Origin of the sequence: Streptomyces sp. OZ13 (assembly GCF_052068155.1) — a bacterium.
Taxonomy (GTDB): Bacteria; Actinomycetota; Actinomycetes; order Streptomycetales; family Streptomycetaceae; genus Streptomyces.
On record NZ_JBQHCZ010000019.1, the window covers coordinates 117,655 to 140,898 of the forward strand.

At 71.3% G+C, this 23,244-nt stretch carries 22 protein-coding genes; 14 read left to right on the forward strand and 8 right to left on the reverse strand.

The window, feature by feature from the left end:
• Positions 1–124 precede the first annotated feature (124 nt).
• Complete coding sequence (locus tag ACTMTU_RS31435) at positions 125–997, reverse strand: phosphatidylinositol-specific phospholipase C (RefSeq protein WP_441266817.1); 873 nt, start codon at positions 995–997, stop codon at positions 125–127.
• A gap of 109 nt (positions 998–1,106) precedes the next feature.
• Positions 1,107–2,927 carry a bifunctional metallophosphatase/5'-nucleotidase gene (locus ACTMTU_RS31440; protein ID WP_441266818.1) on the reverse strand — a complete coding sequence of 607 codons (1,821 nt, stop codon included), beginning with the start codon at positions 2,925–2,927 and terminating at the stop codon, positions 1,107–1,109.
• A gap of 230 nt (positions 2,928–3,157) precedes the next feature.
• Here ACTMTU_RS31440 and mshD point away from each other — a divergent pair, with 230 nt between their 5' ends.
• From mshD to pstB, 11 genes are all read left to right on the forward strand, one after another.
• The gene (gene mshD, locus ACTMTU_RS31445) at positions 3,158–4,081 is read left to right on the forward strand and encodes a mycothiol synthase (RefSeq protein WP_441266819.1); all 924 of its coding nucleotides are present in this window, start codon (positions 3,158–3,160) and stop codon (positions 4,079–4,081) included.
• A gap of 121 nt (positions 4,082–4,202) precedes the next feature.
• On the forward strand, positions 4,203–4,601 hold the full coding sequence (locus ACTMTU_RS31450) for a GntR family transcriptional regulator (protein ID WP_441266820.1): 399 nt from the start codon (positions 4,203–4,205) through the stop codon (positions 4,599–4,601).
• Positions 4,598–5,482, forward strand: a complete 885-nt coding sequence (locus ACTMTU_RS31455) for an ABC transporter ATP-binding protein (protein ID WP_441266821.1) — start codon at positions 4,598–4,600, stop codon at positions 5,480–5,482. Before ACTMTU_RS31450 ends, ACTMTU_RS31455 begins: the two co-directional genes overlap by 4 nt.
• The gene (locus ACTMTU_RS31460) at positions 5,479–6,420 is read left to right on the forward strand and encodes an ABC transporter permease (protein ID WP_441266822.1); all 942 of its coding nucleotides are present in this window, start codon (positions 5,479–5,481) and stop codon (positions 6,418–6,420) included. Before ACTMTU_RS31455 ends, ACTMTU_RS31460 begins: the two co-directional genes overlap by 4 nt.
• Positions 6,421–6,634: 214 nt before the next feature.
• Entirely contained in the window at positions 6,635–8,866 is a 2,232-nt protein-coding gene (locus tag ACTMTU_RS31465; protein WP_441266823.1) for an RNA degradosome polyphosphate kinase, read from the forward strand.
• Positions 8,853–10,175, forward strand: coding sequence for a CHAD domain-containing protein (locus tag ACTMTU_RS31470; RefSeq protein WP_441266824.1), 1,323 nt, complete (start codon positions 8,853–8,855; stop codon positions 10,173–10,175). Before ACTMTU_RS31465 ends, ACTMTU_RS31470 begins: the two co-directional genes overlap by 14 nt.
• Positions 10,172–10,591, forward strand: coding sequence for an NUDIX hydrolase (locus ACTMTU_RS31475; protein ID WP_441266825.1), 420 nt, complete (start codon positions 10,172–10,174; stop codon positions 10,589–10,591). Before ACTMTU_RS31470 ends, ACTMTU_RS31475 begins: the two co-directional genes overlap by 4 nt.
• Positions 10,592–10,811: 220 nt before the next feature.
• Positions 10,812–11,948, forward strand: coding sequence for a phosphate ABC transporter substrate-binding protein PstS (pstS, locus tag ACTMTU_RS31480; protein WP_441266826.1), 1,137 nt, complete (start codon positions 10,812–10,814; stop codon positions 11,946–11,948).
• Positions 11,949–12,042: 94 nt separating this feature from the next.
• Positions 12,043–13,038, forward strand: coding sequence for a phosphate ABC transporter permease subunit PstC (gene pstC / locus ACTMTU_RS31485; RefSeq protein ID WP_441266827.1), 996 nt, complete (start codon positions 12,043–12,045; stop codon positions 13,036–13,038).
• A complete protein-coding gene (gene pstA / locus ACTMTU_RS31490) occupies positions 13,035–14,108 on the forward strand; it encodes a phosphate ABC transporter permease PstA (RefSeq protein WP_441266828.1) in 1,074 nt (357 codons plus the stop codon). Before pstC ends, pstA begins: the two co-directional genes overlap by 4 nt.
• 7 nt (positions 14,109–14,115) lie before the next feature.
• On the forward strand, positions 14,116–14,892 hold the full coding sequence (pstB, locus tag ACTMTU_RS31495) for a phosphate ABC transporter ATP-binding protein PstB (protein ID WP_441266829.1): 777 nt from the start codon (positions 14,116–14,118) through the stop codon (positions 14,890–14,892).
• A 900-nt stretch (positions 14,893–15,792) separates the two neighbouring features.
• Here the strand turns inward: pstB and ACTMTU_RS31500 are convergent.
• Positions 15,793–16,791: an anion permease gene (locus tag ACTMTU_RS31500; RefSeq protein ID WP_441266830.1), complete on the reverse strand. Its 999-nt coding sequence runs from the start codon at positions 16,789–16,791 to the stop codon at positions 15,793–15,795.
• A 5-nt stretch (positions 16,792–16,796) separates the two neighbouring features.
• Positions 16,797–17,417 (reverse strand): DUF47 domain-containing protein, encoded by a 621-nt coding sequence (locus ACTMTU_RS31505; RefSeq protein WP_344357841.1) that lies wholly within the window; start codon positions 17,415–17,417, stop codon positions 16,797–16,799.
• A gap of 194 nt (positions 17,418–17,611) precedes the next feature.
• On the opposite strand from ACTMTU_RS31505, the gene ACTMTU_RS31510 reads away from it, so the two are divergent.
• Positions 17,612–17,956, forward strand: coding sequence for a metal-sensitive transcriptional regulator (locus tag ACTMTU_RS31510; protein ID WP_005315479.1), 345 nt, complete (start codon positions 17,612–17,614; stop codon positions 17,954–17,956).
• Between the two features lie 109 nt (positions 17,957–18,065).
• Here ACTMTU_RS31510 and ACTMTU_RS31515 read toward each other — a convergent pair whose 3' ends face one another.
• Both ACTMTU_RS31515 and ACTMTU_RS31520 read right to left on the reverse strand, forming a co-directional pair.
• Positions 18,066–18,236 (reverse strand): hypothetical protein, encoded by a 171-nt coding sequence (locus tag ACTMTU_RS31515; protein ID WP_167306773.1) that lies wholly within the window; start codon positions 18,234–18,236, stop codon positions 18,066–18,068.
• A gap of 149 nt (positions 18,237–18,385) precedes the next feature.
• Positions 18,386–19,225 (reverse strand): hypothetical protein, encoded by an 840-nt coding sequence (locus tag ACTMTU_RS31520; RefSeq protein WP_441266831.1) that lies wholly within the window; start codon positions 19,223–19,225, stop codon positions 18,386–18,388.
• A 160-nt stretch (positions 19,226–19,385) separates the two neighbouring features.
• Here ACTMTU_RS31520 and ACTMTU_RS31525 point away from each other — a divergent pair, with 160 nt between their 5' ends.
• The gene (locus tag ACTMTU_RS31525) at positions 19,386–19,559 is read left to right on the forward strand and encodes a hypothetical protein (protein ID WP_441266832.1); all 174 of its coding nucleotides are present in this window, start codon (positions 19,386–19,388) and stop codon (positions 19,557–19,559) included.
• 61 nt (positions 19,560–19,620) lie between these two features.
• The gene (locus tag ACTMTU_RS31530) at positions 19,621–21,186 is read left to right on the forward strand and encodes an FAD-binding oxidoreductase (protein ID WP_441266833.1); all 1,566 of its coding nucleotides are present in this window, start codon (positions 19,621–19,623) and stop codon (positions 21,184–21,186) included.
• Between the two features lie 114 nt (positions 21,187–21,300).
• Here ACTMTU_RS31530 and ACTMTU_RS31535 read toward each other — a convergent pair whose 3' ends face one another.
• Together ACTMTU_RS31535 and ACTMTU_RS31540 are read right to left on the reverse strand one after the other, a co-directional pair.
• Positions 21,301–22,047, reverse strand: a complete 747-nt coding sequence (locus ACTMTU_RS31535) for an SDR family oxidoreductase (protein WP_441266834.1) — start codon at positions 22,045–22,047, stop codon at positions 21,301–21,303.
• A 401-nt stretch (positions 22,048–22,448) separates the two neighbouring features.
• Positions 22,449–23,165 carry a phosphatase PAP2 family protein gene (locus ACTMTU_RS31540; protein ID WP_441266835.1) on the reverse strand — a complete coding sequence of 239 codons (717 nt, stop codon included), beginning with the start codon at positions 23,163–23,165 and terminating at the stop codon, positions 22,449–22,451.
• Positions 23,166–23,244 lie beyond the last annotated feature (79 nt).

Sequence of the window (23,244 nt, forward strand, 5' to 3'; positions counted from 1 at the left end):
GGCCCGTCACGGCCGGGTGCCCGCGGTCTTGGCAGCCGTACCGGGCCCGCCGCCCCCGCCCGTCCCGCAGACCGCGCTCGCCGGTGGCCGGCCCGCGAGATGCGCGCAGCCGGTCGCCGGCGCCTCAGCCGTTGTGGCGGATGAGCGAATCCACCAGCCCCGCCCGGGTGTTCGGGAAGTCCAGCGGCACGATGCCGAGGCCCCGCCAGCCGCTCGCCTCCGCGCCGTCGATGAAGCGGTGGACGCGCGGGTTGAGGTTGTCGGAGTTCCAGCGGGGAGGCAGATACGCGGATGTGCTCACGTAGTTGACGAACAGTTTGCCCGGCTGCTGCACCGCCTTGCGGAAGTGCGCCTCGATCTTCGTGTACTTGGGGTCGGGCAGGGCGTTCCAGTCGTCCTGGATGTCGAACCACGTGCCGTCCGCGTAACGCACGCCGGGCAGCCCGCCGTTGTCGCCGAGGAGCACGACGCGCCCGCGCGCCTCGCCCAGCACCGGGATGCCGTCGCCGATCCGGAAGAGCGGGCGCCAGCCGCGGCGGTCGAGGTAGTCGTCGAAGATCGCGCGGAAGGTGGCGTCGCTGTCCTCGGAGTACTCCTGCTTGACCCGCATCAGCACCGTCTCCGACGGGTGCGCGGCGAGGAAGTCGCGGCAGGCGACGAGGACATCACCGAACATCATGTTCTGGTAGGACGGGCCGTGGTGGATGGCGAACGAGCCGCCGGTGACCCGGCACCGTACGTCGAGGAAGCGGATACCGCTGTTGAGCTGCTCGGCGATGGTGGTGTTCTGGCATTCGCTCCACAGCCCGCCGAAGCGCGCACCGGAGTCGTGGGTGCCCGGGATCGTGAGTCTTTGCAGCGGGGTCGAGTCGGCCGGGCCGGCCATCCAGTCCTGTGCGGACAGGGTGCGGCGGGGCGCGGCTGTGGCGTGGGGGGCGCCGATGAGGGCGGTTGCCGACAGTGCGGCAGCGCCTGCGAGGAATCTCCGTCGGTCCATGGCGACGGAGTATGACGCGTTCACGTCAGAGGCACCAGTGTCCCGTACCGTCCGGTAACGACAAGGGGGCGGCAGGCTTCGCGCCTGCCGCCCCCATCGCCGGACGGTGCTACTGAACGACCGTGATCCGGTCGGCCTTCGGCGGCGCGATCGGCGCCGAGGCCGAGGAGTTCGCCGCCAGGTAGGCGTTGAAGACGTCCAGGTCGGAGGCGCCCACCAGCTTGTTGGTGTGCTCCTTCAGGACGGAGAAGCCGTCACCGCCGCCCGCGAGGAACTCGTTCATCGCGACGCGGTAGGTCTTCGACGGGACGATCGCCTCGCCGTTCAGCTTCACCGAGTCCACGACGATCCGGTCGGCGCCGGTCTTCGTCAGGTCCAGGGTGTACGTGAAGCCCTGCGAGACCTGGAGGATCTTCGGGGAGGCCTCGTTCGGGCCGCTGACCTGCTGCTGGAGCGTGGTGATCAGCTGGGCGCCCGTCAGGTCGACGACGTTCATCATGTTGGTGAACGGCTGGACCGTGAAGGCCTCGCCGTACGTCACGACACCGTCGCCCTCGCTGCCCGACGCCTTGTACACCAGGTCCGAGCGGATACCGCCCGGGTTCATCAGGGCCAGCTGCGCCCCGCCCTTGTCCGCCGGGGCGAGGCCCGCGAGCTGCGCGTCCGCGATGAGGTCGCCGAGCGGCTTCTCCGGGGTGGTGGCGCCACGGCCGTTGATGTCGGCGGAGATGAAGCCTTGCGGCCGGCTCGCGATCGGCGCGGCCAGCTTGTTCCAGCGGGTGATCAGGTCGGTCATGTCCTGGGCCTTGGCCTGGTCACGGCTGACCACGTGGTTCGCCGACTGCACGGACGTCCGCACGATGTCCTTGGTGCGACGGTCGTAGGTGAGCGTCGTGTCCGTGTAGAGCTTGCCGTACGAGGACGCCGACGTGACCATGCGCGGCTTGCCGGACGGGTCCGGGATCGTGCACACGTACGCCTGGTGGGTGTGGCCGGTGACCAGCGCGTCGACCCGGGGGGTGATGTTCTTGGCGATGTCCGCGATCGGGCCGGAGATGCCGTCGCCCGCACCCGGCGAGTCGCAGTCGTAGTTGTACGACGTCGACGCCGGAGAGCCGCCCTCGTGGATGAGCGCGACGATCGACTTCACGCCCTTGCGGTCGAGCTCACGGGCGTACTTGTTGATCGTCTCGACCTCGTCGTGAAACGCCAGGCCCTTGATGCCGTTGGCGCTGACGATGTCCGGCGTGCCTTCCAGCGTCACCCCGATGAAACCGATCTTGACGCCGTCCTTCTCCCAGACCGTGTACGGCTTGAGGATCGGCCTGCCCGTGGACTCCTTGGTGACGTTGGCCGCCAGGTAGGGGAAGTCCGCGCCCTCGAACTCCTTGCCCTCCTCGTAGCAGCCGTCCGTCGGGTGGCAGCCGCCGTTCTGCAGGCGGGCGAGCTCGACGGCGCCTTCGTCGAACTCGTGGTTGCCCACGCCCGTCACATCGAGGTCGAGCTTGTTGAGCGCCTCGACCGTCGGCTCGTCGTGGAAGAGACCGGACAGCAGCGGGCTCGCGCCCACCAGGTCACCGGCGGCGGCGGTGACGGAGTACGGGTTGCCCTGGCGCGCCGTGCGCAGCGACGTCGCCAGGTACTCGACGCCGCCGGCCGGGATGGACTTGACCGTGCCGTCGTGCTGGATCTCGGAGACGTTGCCGGCGGAGCCGGCCGGCGGCTCCAGGTTGCCGTGCAGGTCGTTGAAGGAGAGCAGCTGCACATCGACGGTGCGGCCATGGTGCGGCCGGTGGTCGGCACGCTCGCCGGAGGCGGCGCCGGCCGGCATGGCGGCGATGAGCGCGCCGACGGTCGCGAGACCGGCGGCGGCCGCGAGCACGCGGCGGTTCCGCTTGGCCGCGCGATGGTTGGGAGGTGTCGCTGACATCTGTCCCCTTGTCAGTCCAGCGTGGTGTGAGGGTGCGAGCGGCAGCCTAGAGTCAACGCGCGTAGCGCGACAGGGGGATGTGGGTTACGACCTGGTTGCCGTCTTTCGTCAACGGGTGATTACCGCACCATCACCCGCATGACGGATATATCTCCGCACACGTGGCAGCCACTTCGGCCCCCGGCCTCTCGAGCCGCCGACCGGCGCCCCCTCCGCCGTACCCTCGAAGCATGACGATCGACGCAGTGATTCCGGAGCCCGGCCGGCAGATCCAGTCCCTCGACGAGCTCACCTCCGAGCAGGCGGAGGCCGTGCTGGGCCTGCTCACAGCGGCCGCGCGGAACGACGGGATGCAGGCCGTCTCCGAGCAGGGCCGGCTGCAGCTGCGCGGCGGGCGGCGGGAAGGCGTACGCCACTTCCTGCTCACCGTCGGCGACCAGCTCGTCGGCTACGCCCAGCTGGAGGACACCGACCCCGTCGAGGCCCCGGCGGCCGAACTCGTCGTCCACCCCGGCCACCGGGGCCGCGGGCACGGACGGGCGCTGGGCACGACGCTCCTGGACGCCTCCGGCCGGCGGCTGCGGATGTGGGCGCACGGCGGCAAGTCGGCCGCACGGCACCTCGCCCAGGTGCTCGGCCTCGCCCTCTTCCGCGAACTGCGCCAACTCCGCCGCCCGTTGGACCTGCGGGACATCCCCGAACCGGTCTACCCGGCCGGCGTCACCGTGCGGACCTTCCGGCCCGGCGAGGACGACGCCGCGTGGCTGGCCGTGAACGCCGCCGCCTTCGCCCACCACCCGGAGCAGGGCTCCCTGACCCAGCGGGACCTCGACGACCGCAAGGCCGAGCCGTGGTTCGACCCGAAGGGCTTCTTCCTGGCCGAGCGGGACGGAGAGATCGTCGGCTTCCACTGGACGAAGATCCACGCCGAGGAGCAGCTCGGCGAGGTGTACGTGGTCGGCATCCGCCCCGACGCCCAGGGCGGCGGCCTGGGCAAGGCCCTCACCGCCACCGGCCTGCGGCACCTCGCCGCGCAGGGCATGCCGACCGCGATGCTCTACGTCGACGCCGACAACCCCGCGGCGCTGCGCGTGTACGAGCAGCTCGGCTTCGCCACCCACGAGGTCGACCTGATGTACCGCACGGAGTCCTGACAGCGGCTCGGGGCGGCCTTCCGGGCGGCACTCGGGCGGACAAGGGGCGGTGTCCGTTGACACCGCCCCTTTCCTGCATCACTATTCCACTACTCAACTAGTGAAAGGGTGGTGCAGCGACATGGTCGAGTTCCGGATCGACCGGCACAGCGGGGTCGCCACCTACCTCCAGATCGTCCAGCAGACCAAACAGGCCCTGCGGCTCGGCCTGCTGGAACCCGGCGACCGGCTGCCGACGGCCCGCGAGGTCGTCGAGGCCACCGCGATCAACCCGAACACCGTGCTCAAGGCCTACCGCGAACTGGAGCGCGAAGGGCTCGTCGAGGCCCGCCGGGGCCTCGGCACGTTCATCACCCGCACCCTCGGCGGCCAGGCCGCCGACACCCCGCTGCGGGCCGAACTCGCCGACTGGGTCGACCGGGCGCGCGACGCCGGGCTCGAGCCGGACGACATCACGGCGCTGATCACCTCCGTGCTGGAGGAGCGCACACAGGACGACCACAAGGGGGACGGCGCATGACGGCGACCGCGATCGAGGCAACGGGCCTCGGCCTGGCCTACGGGAAGCGGGGCCGCCGGGCCCTGCACGACTGCTCGTTCCGCATACCGGTCGGCCGCGTGTGCGCCCTCGCCGGACCCAACGGAGCCGGCAAGTCCACGCTGCTCGCCCTCGCGGCGGGTCTGCTCCGGCCGGGCGACGGGGCGCTTCGGGTCCTCGGCGGCACACCCTCCGACGTACGCGCACGCCTCGCCTACGTCGCCCAGGACAAGCCGCTGTACCCGCAGTTGACGGTCCGCGAGACACTGCGGCTGGGACGGGAGCTCAACCCGGGCCGGTGGGACGCGACCGTCGCGGAAAGGATCGTCGAGGAGGGCGGTCTCGACCCCCGCGCCCGGATCCGGGGCCTCTCCGGCGGACAGCGCACCCGCGTCGCCCTCGCCCTCGCGCTGGGCAAGCGCCCCGAACTGATGCTGTTGGACGAGCCGATGGCCGACCTCGACCCGCTGGCACGGCACCGGCTGATGGCCGCCCTGATGACGGAGGCCGCCGACCACGGCACCACCATCGTGATCTCCTCGCACATCCTGTCCGAGCTGGAGACCACCTGCGACTACGTGCTCCTCGTCGACGGCGGCCGGGTGCGCCTCGCCGGCGAGACGGAGGACCTGATCGCCGCCCACACCCTGCTCACCGGGCCGGTCGCCGACCTGCCCGACCACACCGTCGTCGAATCACGGACGACGGGCCGTCAGCTGACCGCGCTGGTACGGGGGTCCCGCGCGGTCGGCGGCGGCTGGCAGGCCGCGAGGCCGTCCCTGGAGGAACTGCTCATGGCACATCTGCGCAGCCCCGACGCCCCGGCGCTGCTGACCCCGAGCGCGGAGGTGGCGGCCGCATGAGCGCGCTCACCACGTCCCGCCCACGGCTGCGGGGCATCACCTGGGTCGTCGTCCACCAGCACCGCCGCATCCTGAGCACCGCGGCCGCGCTGCTGGCTGCCGCGGCGGCCGTCACGGCCGGGCTGCGGATCGCGTACGGGACGAGCTCGTACGACGACACCGGCGGCGGCCTCTTCACACGCTTCGCCTACCAGGGCGGGCTCTCCGCCGTTGCCGACTTCCTCACGAACGCCGCCCTGCTGCTGCCGCTGCTCGTCGCCGCCCTCGTGGCGGGACCGATGATCGGCCGGGAGCTGGAGAGCGGGACCCACAAGCTGGTCTGGGCACAGTCGGTGCCCCCCGTCCGCTGGCTCGCCGCGAAAGTCGCGGTACCCGCGGCGGCCGTCGCGGTCACCACCGTGGGCCTGACCGTCCTCTTCCGGATCCTGTCCGGCCCCGTCGCCTGGGACCACCGGCTGGCCTGGCACGACCGGCAGGTCTTCCTCGTCCTCGGGCCGGCCCTGCTCGCCTACGGGCTCCTCGCGGTCGCCGTCGGCGCCCTCGCCGGCCTGCTGGTGCGCCGCACCCTGATCGCGATGTCCGTCGCGGGCATCACGACCGGAACGGTCATGCTCGCCATGTCGTCCCAGTGGGGCGCACTGTGGCCGACCAGCAGCGCCCTGAGAAGCGGCCCCGGCATGTTCTCCTCGCGGGAGGGTTGGCTCGTGACCGACACCGGACCGCTGACCGCGTCCGGCGAACGCCTCCACGACGACATCTGCTACGTCCCCGACCCCGCACGCTGCTTCGCCGAGCACGACATCGTCGGCCGCTGGTGGGACTATCATCCGGCGTCGCACCTGTGGCCGCTCCAGCTCGTCGAGACCGGCATCGTCCTCGCCCTTGCCGCCGCGGCGGCCTACGCGGCCTTCCGGGTCTTCCGCCGCCGCCACGCCTGACCCGCCCGCCGGGCAGTACGGCCCCCGGGGAGCGACCCCCGGGGGCCGTACTGCGCTTTCCCTCACGTCATGTCCTTGTTACCGGGCATTCAGACGCCCTTGCGACCCTCACCCAATGCAGCCCGCTGTGCCCGCCTCCCCCAACGGGAGAAAACGTCTCGCCCCGGCCCTCTCCGACGCGCCGTCGACGCCTCTCGCGCGGAACAATGGGCCCATGAGCCAGCAGCCCGCCGAGGTCCCGGTCCAGCACCCCCAGCCGTCCGTCGCGTCCATAGCCGCGCACCGGCCGCACACCGTCGCCGCCACGGTCTCCGATCTCGAGCCCGACCTCGACGCCGACCTCGATTCGTACCAGGAGGACCCGGAGTCGACGCTCGGCACGGAGCTGCCCCAGGGGCGGTTCCTCGACCGCGAGCGCAGCTGGCTCGCGTTCAACGAGCGGGTCCTCGAGCTCGCGGAGGACCCGGCCACACCGCTGCTGGAACGCGCCAACTTCCTCGCGATCTTCGCGTCCAACCTGGACGAGTTCTTCATGGTCCGCGTCGCCGGCCTGAAGCGCCGGATCGCGACGGGCGTCGCCACGCGTTCGGCCTCGGGCCTCCAGCCCCGCGAGGTCCTCGACCTGATCTGGACCCGCTCGCGCGAACTCATGGCCCGGCACGCCGCCTGCTACCAGCAGGACGTCGCCCCCGCCCTGGCCGACGAGGGCATCCACCTGATCCGCTGGCCCGACCTGACGGAGAAGGAGCAGGCCCGCCTCTTCACGCTCTTCCGGCAGCAGATCTTCCCCGTCCTGACCCCGCTGGCCGTGGACCCCGCGCACCCCTTCCCGTACATCTCGGGCCTCTCCCTCAACCTCGCCGTCGTGGTGCGCAACCCCGTCAGCGGGCACCGCCACTTCGCCCGGGTCAAGGTCCCGCCGCTGCTGTCCCGCTTCCTGGAGGCCTCGCCCCAGCGGTACGTGCCCCTGGAGGACGTCATCGCGGCGCACCTCGAGGAGCTGTTCCCGGGGATGGAGGTCCTCGCCCACCACATGTTCCGGGTCACCCGGAACGAGGACCTGGAGGTCGAGGAGGACGACGCGGAGAACCTCCTTCAGGCGCTGGAGAAGGAGCTCATGCGGCGCCGCTTCGGTCCGCCGGTGCGCCTCGAGGTCGAGGAGTCGATCGACCCGTACGTGCTCGACCTGCTGGTGCGCGAGCTGAAGGTGTCCGACGCCGAGGTGTACCCGCTGCCCGGACCGCTGGACCTCACGGGACTCTTCGGCATCTCTGCGCTGGACCGGCCGGAACTGAAGTTCCCCAAGTTCATCGCGGGCACCCACCGCGACCTGGCCGAGGTCGAGTCGGCGTCCGCGCCCGACATCTTCATGGCGCTGCGCGAACGGGACGTGCTGCTGCACCATCCGTACGACTCCTTCTCGACGTCCGTCCAGGCCTTCCTGGAGCAGGCCGCGGGCGACCCCGACGTCCTCGCGATCAAGCAGACGCTGTACCGCACGTCCGGCGACTCCCCGATAGTGGACGCGCTGATCGACGCCGCCGAATCCGGCAAGCAGGTCCTCGTCCTCGTCGAGATCAAGGCCCGCTTCGACGAGCAGGCCAACATCAAGTGGGCGCGCAAGCTCGAGGAGTCCGGCTGCCACGTCGTCTACGGGCTCGTCGGCCTGAAGACCCACTGCAAGCTGTCGCTCGTGGTCCGGCAGGAGGGCGAGACGCTGCGGCGCTACTCGCACGTCGGCACCGGCAACTACCACCCGAAGACGGCCCGGCTCTACGAGGACCTGGGGCTGCTGACCGCCGACCCGCAGGTCGGCGCGGACCTCTCCGACCTGTTCAACCGGCTGTCCGGCTACTCGCGCCGCGAGACGTACCGCAGGCTGCTGGTCGCGCCGAAGTCGCTGCGCGACGGCCTGATCTCACGGATCAACAAGGAGATCGTCCACCACCGCGCGGGACGCCCCGCCTACGTCCGCATCAAGGTCAACTCGATGGTGGACGAGGCGATCATCGACGCCTGCTACCGGGCGGCGATGGCAGGCGTGCCGGTGGACATCTGGGTGCGCGGCATCTGCGCGATACGCCCCGGCGTGACAGGCCTCTCGGAGAACATCCGGGTCCGCTCGATCCTCGGCCGCTTCCTGGAGCACTCCCGGGTCTTCGCCTTCGGCAACGGCGGCGAGCCCGAAGTGTGGTTCGGCAGCGCCGACATGATGCACAGGAACCTCGATCGCCGCATCGAGGCGCTGGTACGGGTCACCGACCCGGCCCACCGCGCGGCCCTCACCAGGCTCTTCGAGACCGGCATGTCGGACACCACCGCCTCCTGGCACCTCGGCCCGGACGGCGCGTGGACCCGGCATGGGACGGACTCCGACGGCCAGCCGCTGCGGCACGTACAGGAGATGCTCATAGACGCCCGGAGGCGCCGGCGTGCACAGCCCTGAACTTTCCCGGCCGGACACCGTCGTCGCGGGCACGGCGGGCGAGGCGGTGGCCCACTACCTCCACGCCCAGGCCGCCGACTTCCTGCGCAGTCTGCGTCGGCACGGTGAGAGCGGCGCGGAGACGGCGGCCGTCGCGGACGCGGCCCGCTCGCTCCGGGCCGCGTCCCGCCGCATCAGCGGGACGCTCCACACCTTCCGTCCGCTGCTCGACCCGGCCTGGGCGGACGGCCTGCGCACGGAGCTGGCGTGGCTGTCCACGACCCTGGCCCAGGAGCACGCGTGCACCTCACGCCTGTCCCGCCTGCTGGACGCCCTGTCCCGCCTTTCGGGCACGGCCCCGCTGCCGCCGGCCCGCGGCGAGAGCCTGCCGCTGCACGGCTCCGCCGCACACAACGGTTCGGGCGGGGCCGAGTCCCGTCCCCACGGACCGGCCGGCTCCGGCCCTGCCGCCGCGGAGGCCCCGACGGGCACCGCGCACGCCGACGACGCGGCCAACGGGGCATCGGGCGCCCCCGCCGACGGGGACGGCACGGACGAAACGGCACCGGTCCCGCTCGCGGACGGCCACGCCGCGCCGCCGGCAGCGGGTGAAGGTCCGGCCTCCCGAGGCGTCCGGGCCACGGTGACCACAGCGGCAACGGACCGCGCCGGACGTACGGCCGGCTCCCCCTCCGGCAACGGCGCGCTCGCCGTGGGGGCCGCCCGGGCCGCGGCGCTGCTGGAGCGGCAGCTCACCCTCGCACGGACCCGCGCCCACTCCGGCGCACTCCAGGCGCTCGGCTCCGCACGCTTCCACGCGGTCGCCGACGCCGTCGCTTTACTGGCCTCCGAGCTCCCGCTCGGCCCCGCGGCCGCCGGTCCGGCCGCCGAGACCCTGGCGCTGCCCGCGGAGGCCGCCGAGCGACGCCTGCTGGCTGCGGTCGCCGAGCTGCCGCTGCGCAGGGCGGCCCACCCGTACAACGCGGAGGCACTCTTCAGCGGCCTCGCCGCGGCCTCCGCCGGTGAGGCGCAGGACGCCCCCTGGCACGAGGTCCGCAGACTGCTGCGGCTGCACCGCTACGCGCAGGAGGTGCTGCACCCCGGCACCGACCCCGCCCTGTGCCATGCGGGCATCCTGCTCGACCGGCACCGCGACGCGGCGGAAGCGGCCTCGGCGGCGGCCGCCGCGGCCCGCACCCCGCGCATCGCCCCGGCCACCGCGTACGCCCTCGGCGTGCTCCACGCCGACCAGCGGCACGAGGTCGAGGCGGCCAGGTTCGCCTTCCAGCAGGAATGGCGGCACGCCACCACGGCGGTCACGGCACCATGAACGGCGGGGCCACCGTGCTCGCCGCGGGGTGCGTGCTCTGGCGCCGCTCCCCGCACCGGGACGGCGGCATCGAGATCTGCCTTGTCCACCGGCCCAAGTACGACGACTGGTCCCACCCGAAGGGCAAGCTCAAGCACGGCGAGGACACCCTCGCCGCGGCCCTGCGCGAGGTCCTGGAGGAGACCGGCCACCGCTGCGTCCCCGGCGCCCGCCTCCCCACCGTCCGCTACCTCGCGAACGGCCGGCCCAAGCAGGTCTCCTACTGGGCCGCCGAGGCGACCAGCGGTTCCTTCGCCGCCGGCGACGAGGTCGACCGCATCGTGTGGCTGCCGCCCGCCGCCGCGCAGACCCGGCTCACCCAGCCCCGCGACCGCTCACTGGTCGACGCGCTCCTCCAGACGCTGCACACAGCGTGAGCACCCGGGAGCACCGTGTATGCACCAGACACGCAGACGAGTGAGCATTCGAACGGGCACCGGGTCGCCGGGCACGGTTCACCTTGCGTTCACTCTCGCCAGTCGGTTGCTTCATCTCATCTGCCTAATTTCGGCCTCAGACGGTGACCGGCACGGCGCCGGTCCCCCCACCCCGACGCACGCCGCCACGGACGGCGGCAACTGGAAGGAACACCAGAAAGTGAAGCTTCAGCGCAAGAACGGGCTTCGCGCCACCGCGCTCGGCGCCCTCGCGATCTCCGGCGCCCTGGTCCTCACGGCGTGTGGCTCGGACAACAACACGGCCACCGGCCCTGACGGCGGCGACAAGACCAACGCCGCGTCGAACATCAAGTGCGAAGACGCCAAGGGCCAGATCCTCGCGGCCGGCTCGAGCGCGCAGAAGAACGCCATGGACCTGTGGGTGAAGAACTTCCAGGCCGCCTGTTCCGGTGTCGAGGTCAACTACCAGCCCATCGGCTCCGGTGGCGGAATCACCAAGTTCACCCAGGGCCAGGTCGCCTTCGCCGGCTCCGACTCCGCGCTGAAGCCGGAAGAGGTCGAGGAGTCGAAGAAGGTCTGCAAGGGCGGCCAGGGGATCAACCTCCCGATGGTCGGCGGCCCCGTCGCGATCGGCTACAACCTGGAGGGCGTGGACAACCTCGTCCTCGACTCCGCGACCATCGCGAAGATCTTCGACTCGAAGATCACCAAGTGGAACGACCCGGCCATCGCCAAGCTCAACCCCGACGCGAAGCTGCCGAGCTCCTCCATCCAGGCCTTCCACCGCTCCGACGAGTCGGGCACCACGCAGAACCTGCACAAGTACCTCAGCGAGGCCGCCCCGGCCGACTGGAAGCACGACCCCAAGTCGAAGTCGTGGCTGGCCCCCGGTGGCCAGGCCGCCAACGGCTCCTCCGGTGTCGCCGCCCAGGTGAAGCAGACGCAGGGCTCGATCGGCTACTTCGAGCTGTCGTACGCGACCTCGCAGTCGATCTCCACCGTCAAGCTGGACACCGGTGCCGCCGCCCCGGTCGAGGCCACGAGCGAGAACGCCTCCAAGGCCATCGCCGCCGCCAAGGTCAAGGGCACCGGCAAGGACCTGGCCCTCTCCCTCGACTACAAGACCAAGGCCGAGGGCGCCTACCCGATCATCCTCGTGACGTACGAGATCGCCTGCGACAAGGGCAACAAGGCGGAGACCCTGCCGACCCTGAAGGCGTTCCTGAACTACACCGCGAGCGACGAGGGCCAGAAGGTCCTCACGGACGCCGGCTACGCGCCGCTGCCCGCCGAGATCGCGACCAAGGTCCGCGAGATCGTCCCCACCCTGTCCTGATGTCCGGCCGGGGCCGGTCCGCCGAGACGGACCGGCCCCGGCTTCCGGTGCACCGCCGCCTGGAGCCTCACCGCTCCGCAGACCGGAGACCCCGATGGATACAGCAACCACCACATCAGCCCCACCGCCCCGTGCCCCGCAGCAAACGGGCACCACCCGCGGCAAGCCCCGTCCCGGTGACCGCATATTCCTGGGCCTGTCCCGGGGAGCAGGCATCTCCCTCCTGGTCATCATGGCCGCGATCGCGGGATTCCTCGCGTACCGCGCGGGCATCGCCATCTCGAAGGACGACGCCAACTTCCTGACCACGTCCGAGTGGAACCCGGCCGGTGACCCGCCGGTCTTCGGCATCGCCGTACTGGCCTTCGGCACCGTCGTCAGCTCGGTCATCGCGATGGTCATAGCCGTGCCGGTCGCCATCGGCATCGCGCTGTTCATCTCGCACTACGCGCCGCGGAAGATCGCCACGCCCCTCGCGTACGTCGTCGACCTGCTCGCCGCGGTGCCCAGCATCATCTACGGCCTCTGGGGCGCCATCTTCCTGGTCCCCTACCTCGACGGCCTGAACAGCTGGCTCAACGAGTATTTCGGCTGGACGTACATCTTCGAGAAGACCGGCGAAGGCGTCGCCCGCAACCTGTTCACCGTGGGCATCCTGCTCGCGATCATGATCCTGCCGATCATCACCAACGTCACCCGCGAGGTCTTCCTCCAGGTGCCGAAGATGCACGAAGAGGCCGCCCTGGCGCTCGGCGCCACCCGCTGGGAGGTCATCCGGATGTCGGTGCTGCCCTTCGGCCGCTCCGGCATCATCAGCGCCTCCATGCTGGGCCTCGGACGTGCCCTCGGCGAGACGATGGCCGTCGCCGTCGTCCTGTCGCCGAGCTTCATCATCTCCGGGCACCTGCTCGACCCGGGCGGCGGCACCTTCGCCCAGAACATCGCCGCCAAGTTCAACGAGGCGGACGAATTCGGCCGCGACGCCCTGATCGCCTCCGGCCTCGTCCTGTTCGTGATCACCCTGGTGGTCAACGGAGCGGCCCGCGCGATCATCGCCCGCCGCAAGGAGTACTCGGGGGCCAACGCATGAGCCAGCTCGTCCAGGACAAGCGTCCGGTGGCCACCGTACGCACCGGTCCGCTCTCCCACGCCCGCCTCCCGCGCTGGGCCCCGGCGGCCATCGCGGCCGGCTCGATCGCCGCGGGCTGCGGCATCGGCCTGGCGGCCGGCTGGCACAGCCGCGTCCAGTGGGGCATGCTCGCCGCCCTCGTCTTCGTCCTCGCCACCTACGTGATCACCACGAAGGTCGAGAACTCCCGCCAGGCCAAGGACCGCGTCGCCACCAGCCTCGTCTGGGTGTGCTTCGTGCTCGCCGTCGTACCGCTGTTCTCGCTGGCCTGGGTCACGATCACCAAGGGCCTGGAGGTGGTCGACGGCTACTTCCTCGGCCACTCCATGAACGGCGTCCTCGACGCCGAGCCCGGCGGCGGCATCTACCACGCCCTGCTCGGCACCGTCGAGCAGGTCCTCATCGCCGCGGTCATCGCCGCCCCGATCGGCCTGCTCACCGCGATCTACCTCGTCGAGTACGGGCGCGGGAAGCTGGCCAAGGCCGTCACCTTCTTCGTCGACGTCATGACCGGCATCCCCTCCATCGTCGCGGGCCTGTTCGTCCTCGCCACCTGGAACCTGATGCTCGGCTTCGGCCCCTCCGGCTTCGCCGGCGGTCTCGCCCTCGCCATCCTGATGATGCCGGTGGTCGTCCGCTCCACCGAGGAAATGCTGAAGCTGGTCCCGAACGAGCTGCGCGAAGCCTCACTCGCCCTGGGCGTACCGAAGTGGCGGACCATCCTGAAGGTGGTCCTGCCCACCGCCATCGGTGGCATCACCACCGGCGTGATGCTCGCCGTCGCGCGTGTCACCGGTGAGACCGCCCCGGTACTGCTCCTCGTGTTCGGCACGAAGCTGATCAACCCGAACCCCTTCGAAGGCGCCCAGTCCTCCCTGCCGCTGTACGTGTACGAGCAGTACGCCGTCGGCACCGACGCCTCGATCGCGCGCGCCTGGGGCGCCGCCCTGGTTCTGATCGCCTTCGTCATGATCCTCAACCTGGTGGCCCGCGGCATCGCCCGCTGGAAGGCCCCGAAGACCGGAAAGTAGAACCACCATGGCCAAGCGAATCGACGTATCGGGCCTGACCGCCTACTACGGCTCCCACAAGGCGATCGACGACATCTCCATGACCGTGGAGCCCCGCTCCGTGACCGCCTTCATCGGCCCGTCCGGCTGCGGAAAGTCAACCTTCCTGCGCACCCTGAACCGCATGCACGAGGTCACCCCCGGTGGCCGCGTCGAGGGCAAGGTGCTGCTGGACGACGAGAACCTGTACGCCAAGGACGTCGACCCGGTCGCCGTGCGCCGCACGGTCGGCATGGTCTTCCAGCGGCCCAACCCGTTCCCCACGATGTCGATCTTCGACAACGTCGCGGCGGGCCTGCGGCTGAACGGCACCTACAAGAAGAACCAGCTGGCGGACATCGTCGAGCGCTCCCTGCGGGGCGCGAACCTCTGGAACGAGGTCAAGGACCGGCTCAACAAGCCCGGCTCCGGCCTCTCCGGCGGCCAGCAGCAGCGCCTGTGCATCGCCCGCGCGATCGCGGTCGAGCCGGACGTGCTGCTGATGGACGAGCCCTGCTCGGCGCTCGACCCGATCTCGACGCTCGCGATCGAGGACCTGATCGGCGAGCTGAAGGAGCGCTTCACGATCGTCATCGTGACGCACAACATGCAGCAGGCGGCTCGCGTCTCGGACCGCACGGCGTTCTTCAACCTCTCGGCGGTCGGCCAGCCCGGCAAGCTGATCGAGATCGACGACACCGAGCGGATCTTCGCCAACCCGTCCGTCCAGGCGACCGAGGACTACATCTCCGGCCGCTTCGGCTGACAGACGCCCCGGACCACCGGGGAGCAGACGTCCTGGGGTGCTGCATGGCGGTGCCACCCCAAGACGAAGGGCCCGCCCCTCTCCCAGGGGGCGGGCCCCACCACTTCCTCCACCACCACCGCGCCCGGGGCGGGAACGTGCGGGGCGTCAGGCTCCGGACCCGGTGCGGGGCCGGACCGGGCGGGGGGTGCGGGTCCGGACCGGGCGGGGGCCGGGAGCGGTCCGGGCCACGCCGAGCCCGGGTGCGAGGCCGGTCCGGGTACAGGTCCGGACCGCGCGGGGGGCCGTCTCCGGACCCGGTGCCGGGCCGGAACGTGCGGGGGGGGGTGCGGGGCCGGACCCGGCCGGGGGGTGCGGGGCCGGTCCGGTCCGGAGAGGGGGAGGGGCGTCCAGACCGGGCGGGTGCGGGTTCGGGCTTGGGGCCGGACCGATTCGGGTGCCGGTCCGGACCGCACTGCTGGGTCGAGGGCGCGTGGTGCGGCGGCGCCTGCGGCGGGCTTGTCCCCTACCCGCCCCTTCCCGAAACCGGGCTCCGCCCGGACCCGTAGCGCGCTCCGCGCGGTGTCCTCAAACGCCGGACGGGCTGAAAATGCCGCTGCGCGGCACCTCAGCCCGTCGGCGAAGACGCTCCGGCCTTCCTGGGAAGTGCCGGCCCGGGGCGACTCCAGCCCCGCCGGCGTTTGAGGCGCGGGGGTGCGGGGGCGGAGCCCCCGAGACACCGCGCGAAGCGCGGTGCCGGCCCCGGGCGGAGCCCGGTTCGGAAAGGCGCGGAGCCCGGTCCGGGGAAGGCGCGTGGTCCCGCACGGAGCCCGGTCCGGGGAAGGCGCGGGGTCCGGGGCGGAGCCCCGGGTTCGGGAAGGGGCGGGTAGGGGACAGGCTCACGCCCGCACCCACGCACCGTCAGCCGAAGATCAGGTACACCACGCCATAGCTGGCCGCCGCCACCATCGCCGCCGCCGGCATCGTGATGAACCACCCCAGGATGATGTTCTTCGCGACACCCCACCGCACCGCGTTCACCCGCTTCGTCGCGCCGACGCCCATGATCGCCGACGTGATCACATGCGTCGTCGAGATCGGCGCGTGGAACAGGAACGCCGAGCCGAACATGATCGACGCGCCCGTGGTCTCCGCCGCGAAACCCTGCGGCGGGTCCAGCTCGATGATCTTGCGGCCGAGCGTCCGCATGATGCGCCAGCCACCGGCGTACGTACCGAGCGACAGCATCACCGCACAGGCGATCTTGACCCAGGCTGGGATCGGGTCGCCCTGGTTCTCGACGTCGGCGATGACGAGGGCCATCACGACGATGCCCATCGTCTTCTGCGCGTCCTGAAGGCCGTGGCCGAGCGCCATGCCCGCCGCGGACACCGTCTGCGCGATCCGGAAGCCGCGCTTGGCCTTGTGCGGGTTGGCGCTGCGGAACATCCACATGATGCCGACCATCACCAGGTAGCCGACGGCCATACCGACGATCGGCGAGACGAACATCGGGATGACGACCTTCTCGAGCACCCCGGTCCAGATCACCTCGGTCCCGCCGGCGAGCGCCGCGCCGACCATGCCGCCGAACAGCGCGTGCGACGAGGAGGAGGGCAGGCCGAAGTACCAGGTGATCAGGTTCCAGACGATCGCGCCGACCAGCGCCGCGAACAGGATGCCCATGCCGCGTGAGCCGACGGGCGTCTCGATGAGTCCTTCGCTGACGGTCTTGGCGACGCCCTGTCCGAGGAAGGCGCCCGCGAGGTTCATCACCGCGGCCATCGCCAGTGCCACGCGCGGCGTCAGTGCCCTCGTGGAGACCGATGTCGCGATCGCGTTCGCGGAGTCGTGGAAGCCGTTGGTGTACGTGAAGAAGAGCGCGACCCCGATGGTCACGACCAGGGCAAAGGTGTCCACGTGGTTCAGGACTCCTTGACCGCGATGGTCTCCACCGTGTTCGCCACGTGCTCGAACGCGTCCGCGGCCTCTTCGAGCACGTCGACGATCTGCTTGAGCTTGAGGACCTCGATGGCGTCGTACTTGCCGTTGAAGAGGTGGGCGAGCAGCTTGCGGTGGATCTGGTCCGCCTGGTTCTCCAGCCGGTTGACCTCGATCCAGTACTCGGTGAGGTTCTCCATCGTGCGCAGGTGCGGCATGGCCTCGGCCGTCAGCTCCGCCGCCCGTGCCAGGACCTCGATCTGCTGCTCGACGCCCTTGGGCAGCTCTTCGACGTTGTAGAGGACGACCAGGTCGACGGCCTCCTCCATGAAGTCCATGATGTCGTCGAGGGACGACGCGAGGTTGTAGATGTCCTCGCGGTCGAAGGGCGTGATGAACGAGGAGTTCAGCTGGTGGAAAATCGCGTGGGTGGCGTCGTCCCCGGCATGCTCGGCGGCCCGCATCCGTTCCGCGATCTCGGCCCTGGCGGAGGATTCCGCCCCGAGCAGTTCCATCAGGAGCTTCGAGCCCGTGACGATGTTGTCCGCGGAGGCGGAGAACATGTCGTAGAAGCTCGTCTCCCTGGGGGTCAGACGAAATCGCACGTGGGGTCCTCGGGGTGCTTGGATTCGGTCAGGCTGATGCTAGGCGCATCATCCGGCCACGGCTAACCGGCAGTATCCCAGTGTCGCCCATCAGAACAAGGCGATCTGCACGGACCCCCACCGGATTCCACGCGATTCGTTACCATATACCCACGAGGGGTATACGCCCCCTTTCGGGACAACGGGAGGACACGATGACGACCACCGAGGCGGCCGGCCTTCCGGTCACGGAGCAGGAGACCGACCACGACCGCGGCGTGCACGGGTACCACAAGCAGAAGGACGAACACCTGAAGCGGCTGCGCCGTATCGAGGGCCAGATCCGCGGGCTGCAGCGGATGGTCGACGAGGACGTGTACTGCATCGACATACTCACTCAGGTCTCGGCTTCGACCAAGGCACTGCAGTCCTTCGCGCTTCAGCTGCTCGAGGAGCACCTGCGGCACTGTGTCGCGGACGCGGCGGTGAAGGGCGGCGCCGAGGTGGACGCCAAGGTGGAGGAAGCGACGAAGGCCATCGCCCGTCTGCTGCGGACCTGACCGGACGGCCGCGCGTGGCTTGATCTTTGCGGTCCCCGCCGCGTGCGGCACCGGTCGGACCGGCCGGTGCCGGTGCCGGTGCCGGTCGGATCAGCGCCGGGGCGCTCTCTCACCGGCAGGCGGCCCGCTCGGCCGCCACCATCAGGACCTCGTCGATACGGTCCGCGCTGAGTCGCTCCTCCGCGGCGGCCGACGCGGCGATCATCAGCTCGCCGCACAGCTCGATCTCGGCGAGGGCCACGTGGTCGTCCTGGACGGTGGTCGTACTGGGCGGGGCCACGTGCAATCACCTCTTCCGGCCGATGTCGGTTTCCTAGCGTAGGGAGCGGTGCACGCGCTGCGCATGGCACGTCCGGACCATTTAGGTTCTGACTCTCCCGGCCCAGGCACCCCTGGCCTCCTCCGCGCGGACGGGCCCGTCCGGCACGCTCAGGCCTCGACCTTTCCGGAGTAGATGTCCTTCTCGTCCGGGAGCTGGACGACCACCCGCGCCCCGAAGTCGAAGAGGACCGTGGTCGACGTGACGTCGACCGTACGGCCCTCATTGACGAACGCGAAGCGGTGCCGCACCTTCCGGAGCCTGCCCGCCTCGTCGAGGTAGGCATCGAACGGCACCACGTCCCTGGCGAACCCTTTCGCCGCTGCGGTCAGTGACGCTTTCGCATGAGGTTCCGCGACCCGCGCCGCCCGCTCGATGTCGGTGACGCCCTTGAAGTGCCGTACCTTCTGGCCGGCGATCTCCGCATCGCCGACGTATGTCACCCGGTCCGCGCCACGGAGCAGTTCGGCAGCGGTGAGCGGGTCGGTCGCTCCGCCCGTGACCAGATTCCCGTCGTCCAGGGTGGTCGTGTCCACCCTGACCCATTTGTCCGCGGGCACACCCGCGCCCCGGTTCTTCATGTACAGGGCGCCGGACGTCAGCAGTTCGGTGATGGGCTTGTGCTCGTCCTCGCCGGCGGCGTCCGGCGGCAGTACGACCTTCAGCCTGCCCATGCCCCGGACGAAGTCGTATACGCCCTCGCCCCGGATGGTGACCCGGGTGCCGCCCGAAGCCATCTCCATCGACGTACGCGCCTTGGAGCTCCCGGCCCCTGTCAGCGCGTCAGCGGCTCTGCGCACCTCGTCCGCCGTGCCGCCGGACCTGCCCGGGGCAGCTCCGTTGCCGTCCTCCGCGGCAGCGCCTGGGTCCGAGCACCCCCCGGCCGCCGCCACGGCCATGGCTGCCAGGACGGCGACCGCTCCGCCCCTGCGCTTGTGCTGCACCACCATTGCCTGCCAACCCCCAACACCGGACCGCTGCTTGTACGGGTCCCCCTTGCCCTCCGCCCGAGGGGCCGGGGAACGACCCATTCGCATAACGACCGCCCCGGCACGTCGTCACGCCGGTCCCGGAGGCTTTGCGGCGCCGGGGCCGCAGTACCGTTGACCCGTGCCCCAGCAGGACCCCTCGGCCGGCGACCCGGCGACGCATACGACCACCACCGTCGAGCGCGGCTCCTTCGCCGTGGCGCGCTGCACCTGCGGCTGGTCGGGACCGGCCAGACGGTCCCGGGACCGGGCCCGTACCGACGCCCGGTCCCACGTACTGACCCCCACGTCCTGACCGGGCCGTCGGCCCGGGAACCTGCCGGCGCCGGGAGCCGTCTCGTTCCCCAGGAGGTTCCATGGACCGGCGTGCGCTGCTGACCACCGCTGTCGCCCTCACCGCGGCCGCCGCTACGGGCTGCACGGAAAAGGAGGCCCGCACCGCGCCGGGCACCACCTCCTCCGGACCCACCCCGCCCGCCCCCTCGTCGTCGGCCACCAGGACCGCCGCCGCGGACTGGGCCGCCCTCGCCCGCGGCCTCGACGGGCAGCTGATCCGTCCCGGGGACGCGGCCTACGCGAGCGCCCGGCAGCTGTACAACACGCGCTTCGACTCGCTGAAGCCGGCGGCCGTCGCCTATGTGGCGGGCGAGGAGGACGTGAAGGAGTGCCTCGCCTACGCGCGGGCGCACGGCACACCGGTGTCCATCCGCAACGGCGGCCATTCCTACGGCGGCTGGTCCTCGGGCACCGGACGCCTCGTCATCGACGTGTCGTCGCTGGACCGGGTCGAGGCCGACGGCTCGATGGGCGCCGGCGCCAAACTCATCGACGTCTACAACACACTGGCCCGGCACGGCCGCACCGTCCCCGCCGGTTCCTGCCCCACAGTCGGCGTCTCCGGTCTCGCACTCGGCGGCGGCCACGGTGTCACCTCCCGCGCCTACGGGCTGACCTGCGACAGCCTCACCGAGGCGACGGTCGTCACCGCCGACGGCAGAACGCTGACCGCGAACGCCGACGAGAACAAGGACCTCTTCTGGGCACTGCGCGGCGCCGGGAGCGGCAACTTCGGGGTGGTGACACGGCTGCGTTTCCGCACCAGCCCCACCCCTGACACCGTCACGGCGTACCTCAACTGGCCATGGCCGAAAGCGGAACGGGTGCTCGCCGCCTGGCAGCGCTGGGGCCCCGACCAGCCCGACGAGATCTGGTCCTCGCTCCATCTGTCCGCGGGCCCGGGCGGCTCCAGGCCCACCCTGTCCGTCGTCGCCTTCACACTCGGAGCGGAGAGCGATCTGCAGAACGCGGTCGACCGGCTCGCCGGCGCGGCCGGCTCGGCACCCTCCTCCGTCGCACTGCGCCCCCGCAGCTACCGGGACGCCATGCTCGGCTACGCGAACTGCCTCTCCCTCAGCGAGGAACAGTGCCGGCTGCCGGGCAGCACCCCGGGCCGTGACCGGCAGGGCGCGCTGCCCCGCGAGACGTACGCCTCGGCCTCCGACTTCTACGACCGGGACATCGCGGCCGGCGGTCTGCGCGCGCTGATCGGGGCGGCGGAGGCCTTCACCCGTCTCCCGGCCGACGCGGGCGGCGGCGGTTCGATCGCCCTCACCGCCCTCGGCGGCGCGGTGAACCGGGTGGATCCGCTGGCGACGTCTTTCGTGCACCGCCGGTCACGGATGCTGGCCCAGTACATCGCCGCCTGGCGGCCCGGCACCGGCGGCGCCACGCAGCAGTCCTGGCTGCGGGACACCCATGCGTCGATGCGGCGCTACGCGTCGGGAGCGGCGTACCAGAACTACGCCGATCCGACCCTGTCCGACTGGCGCCGGGCCTACTACGGACCCGCCCTCGACCGGCTCACCCGGCTGAAGAAGCGGTACGACCCGGACCGCCTGTTCGACTACCCGCAGGCGCTCTGACCCGGACCTGCGTGCCGGCGGTTCCACCGGACCGGCCCGCGGCCCGAAGCGGAGGCTGCCGGACTCGTGGGGGCCACGCTCCCGGGCCGGCCGGGTACGCGCCCCACCCGGACGTCAGCGGCGCGCAGGAGAACGCCTCGCCAGGAACTCCTCGAACGTCACCTTGCCCAGGGCCTGCTCCGGCGTCAGATGCCCGCCCGCCCGGAACCCTTGATAGGCCTTGCCGGCCAGACGCACGTTCAGCAGCGGACGGCGCCGTCCGCTCGCGCGCAGGTAGGCCCGGGCCAGCTCGGGAAACGGACGGACCTGGGGGCCGCCCATGTCCGGCACGCGCCCCGCGGGCTCCCCGCCTGCGAGCTCGGCCAGCCGGGCGGCGACCTCCGCCACCTCGATCGGCTGGTCGGCGACCCCCGCCGGGAGCACCATGACCGGCAGCTTCGCCAAGCCCTGGAGGAGCCGCAGCACCAAGTCGTGGAACTGTGTCGTGCGCAGCACGGTCCAGCCGAGCCCCGACTCCTCGACCAGCTTCTCCACGGCGAGCTTGGTCCGGTAGTAGCCGAGCGGCACGCGGTCGACGCCGACGATCGAGATGTACACCAGATGCCGCACCCCGGCCCCGCGTGCCGCCTCGATCAGATGACGTGCCGCCTGCTCGTCGCCGCCGCGCGGCGAGCTCGCGCAGTGCACGACGGTGTCCACTCCCGCCACGGCCGCAGCCAGCCCTGTGCCCTCGCGCAGGTCCACGGCGTACGGCCGGGAGTGCCTGCTCAGCACCTGCACCTCGGCACCGTCCGCACGCAGCCGCTCGGTGACGAGCCGGCCGAGCGTTCCGGTGCCGCCGGTCACCAGGATCGTCGTCATCGCAGTTCTCATCCCTTCGCCGGGCGCGCGCTCCCTGGTGGAACGCCCGTCATCCGTTGAGAACCGACGAGCACCCGAAAATGTGACAGCCCCTTGGGACCGCGCTCACCAGCGGGTCACACGCCGGGGGCCATGGCGGCGAACTGCCGCCCCGCGAAAACAAGTTAGACCGGGTTCGCGACCACCCGCACCTGGGCGATCACACCGTCGCGCACTTCGCACGAGGCCACCCGGCCTGCCAGAGGCGCGGAAGCATCCGGCAGGCGGGCTGCGCCCCGAGGGACGACGGCCCGCACGCCCGGGAGAGGCCGGGGCGCCGGCCCGCACGCCCCACCACGCGGTCGGCCGGCTCCGCAGTCAGCGACTCAGCGGCCTCCGGCCCGGAGGGCGACGCCGGAGGTTCAGGCCGCGAGGCCGTTCTCGCCCTTGCCCTCGGCCCTCGGCTCCGGGATGTCCAGCGACTCGGGCCGCAGTGAACCGCCCGCCGAGGCCCTCTTGGACCGCACGAGCCACCCGAAGTGGCGTGAGCCCGCGATGGCCGACACCAGCGGCGTGAGCAGCGCGAGCGCCGGCGGGGCGAGCAGCAGCGCCACCGCCGTACCGAGGGCGAATCCGCCGATGACGTCGGTCGGGTAGTGCACGCCCATGTAGACACGGCAGAAGCCCTCGGCGAAGGCCAGCCCCAGCGCGGCGACACCGAACCTGCGGTTCGCCACGAACAGCCCGGCGGCGATCGCCATCGCCATCGTGGCGTGGTCGCTCACGAACGAGTAGTCGGTCTTCCCTGCGACGAGGACCTCGAGACCCTCGTGCGAAAGGAACGGCCGGGGCCGTTCCACGAAGCCCCGGATGGGGATGTTGACGAGGAGGGCGATACCGGCGGCGAGCGGTGCCCAGATCAGCCCGGCGACCGCCGAGACCGAGTCCTCCGCGCTGCCGCGCCGGCGCACGCTCCACCAGCACCAGAGGCCGACCAGCACGAGGGCGAGCATGATCCCGTACTCGCCGACGAACTCCATGGTGCGGTCGAGCCAGGTGGGCGCGTCCTTGGCGAGGCCGTTGATGTCGTAGAGCAGGCCGACATCCGGGTTCACACCGTCTGCTGCGAGTCCAGCCATCTGCTGCGGCCCCTTGCCTTGTGCCTGCCGGCGCACCTGCCTGTGCGCCGTCCTGGATCAACCCCCGTGGTCAGTGCGG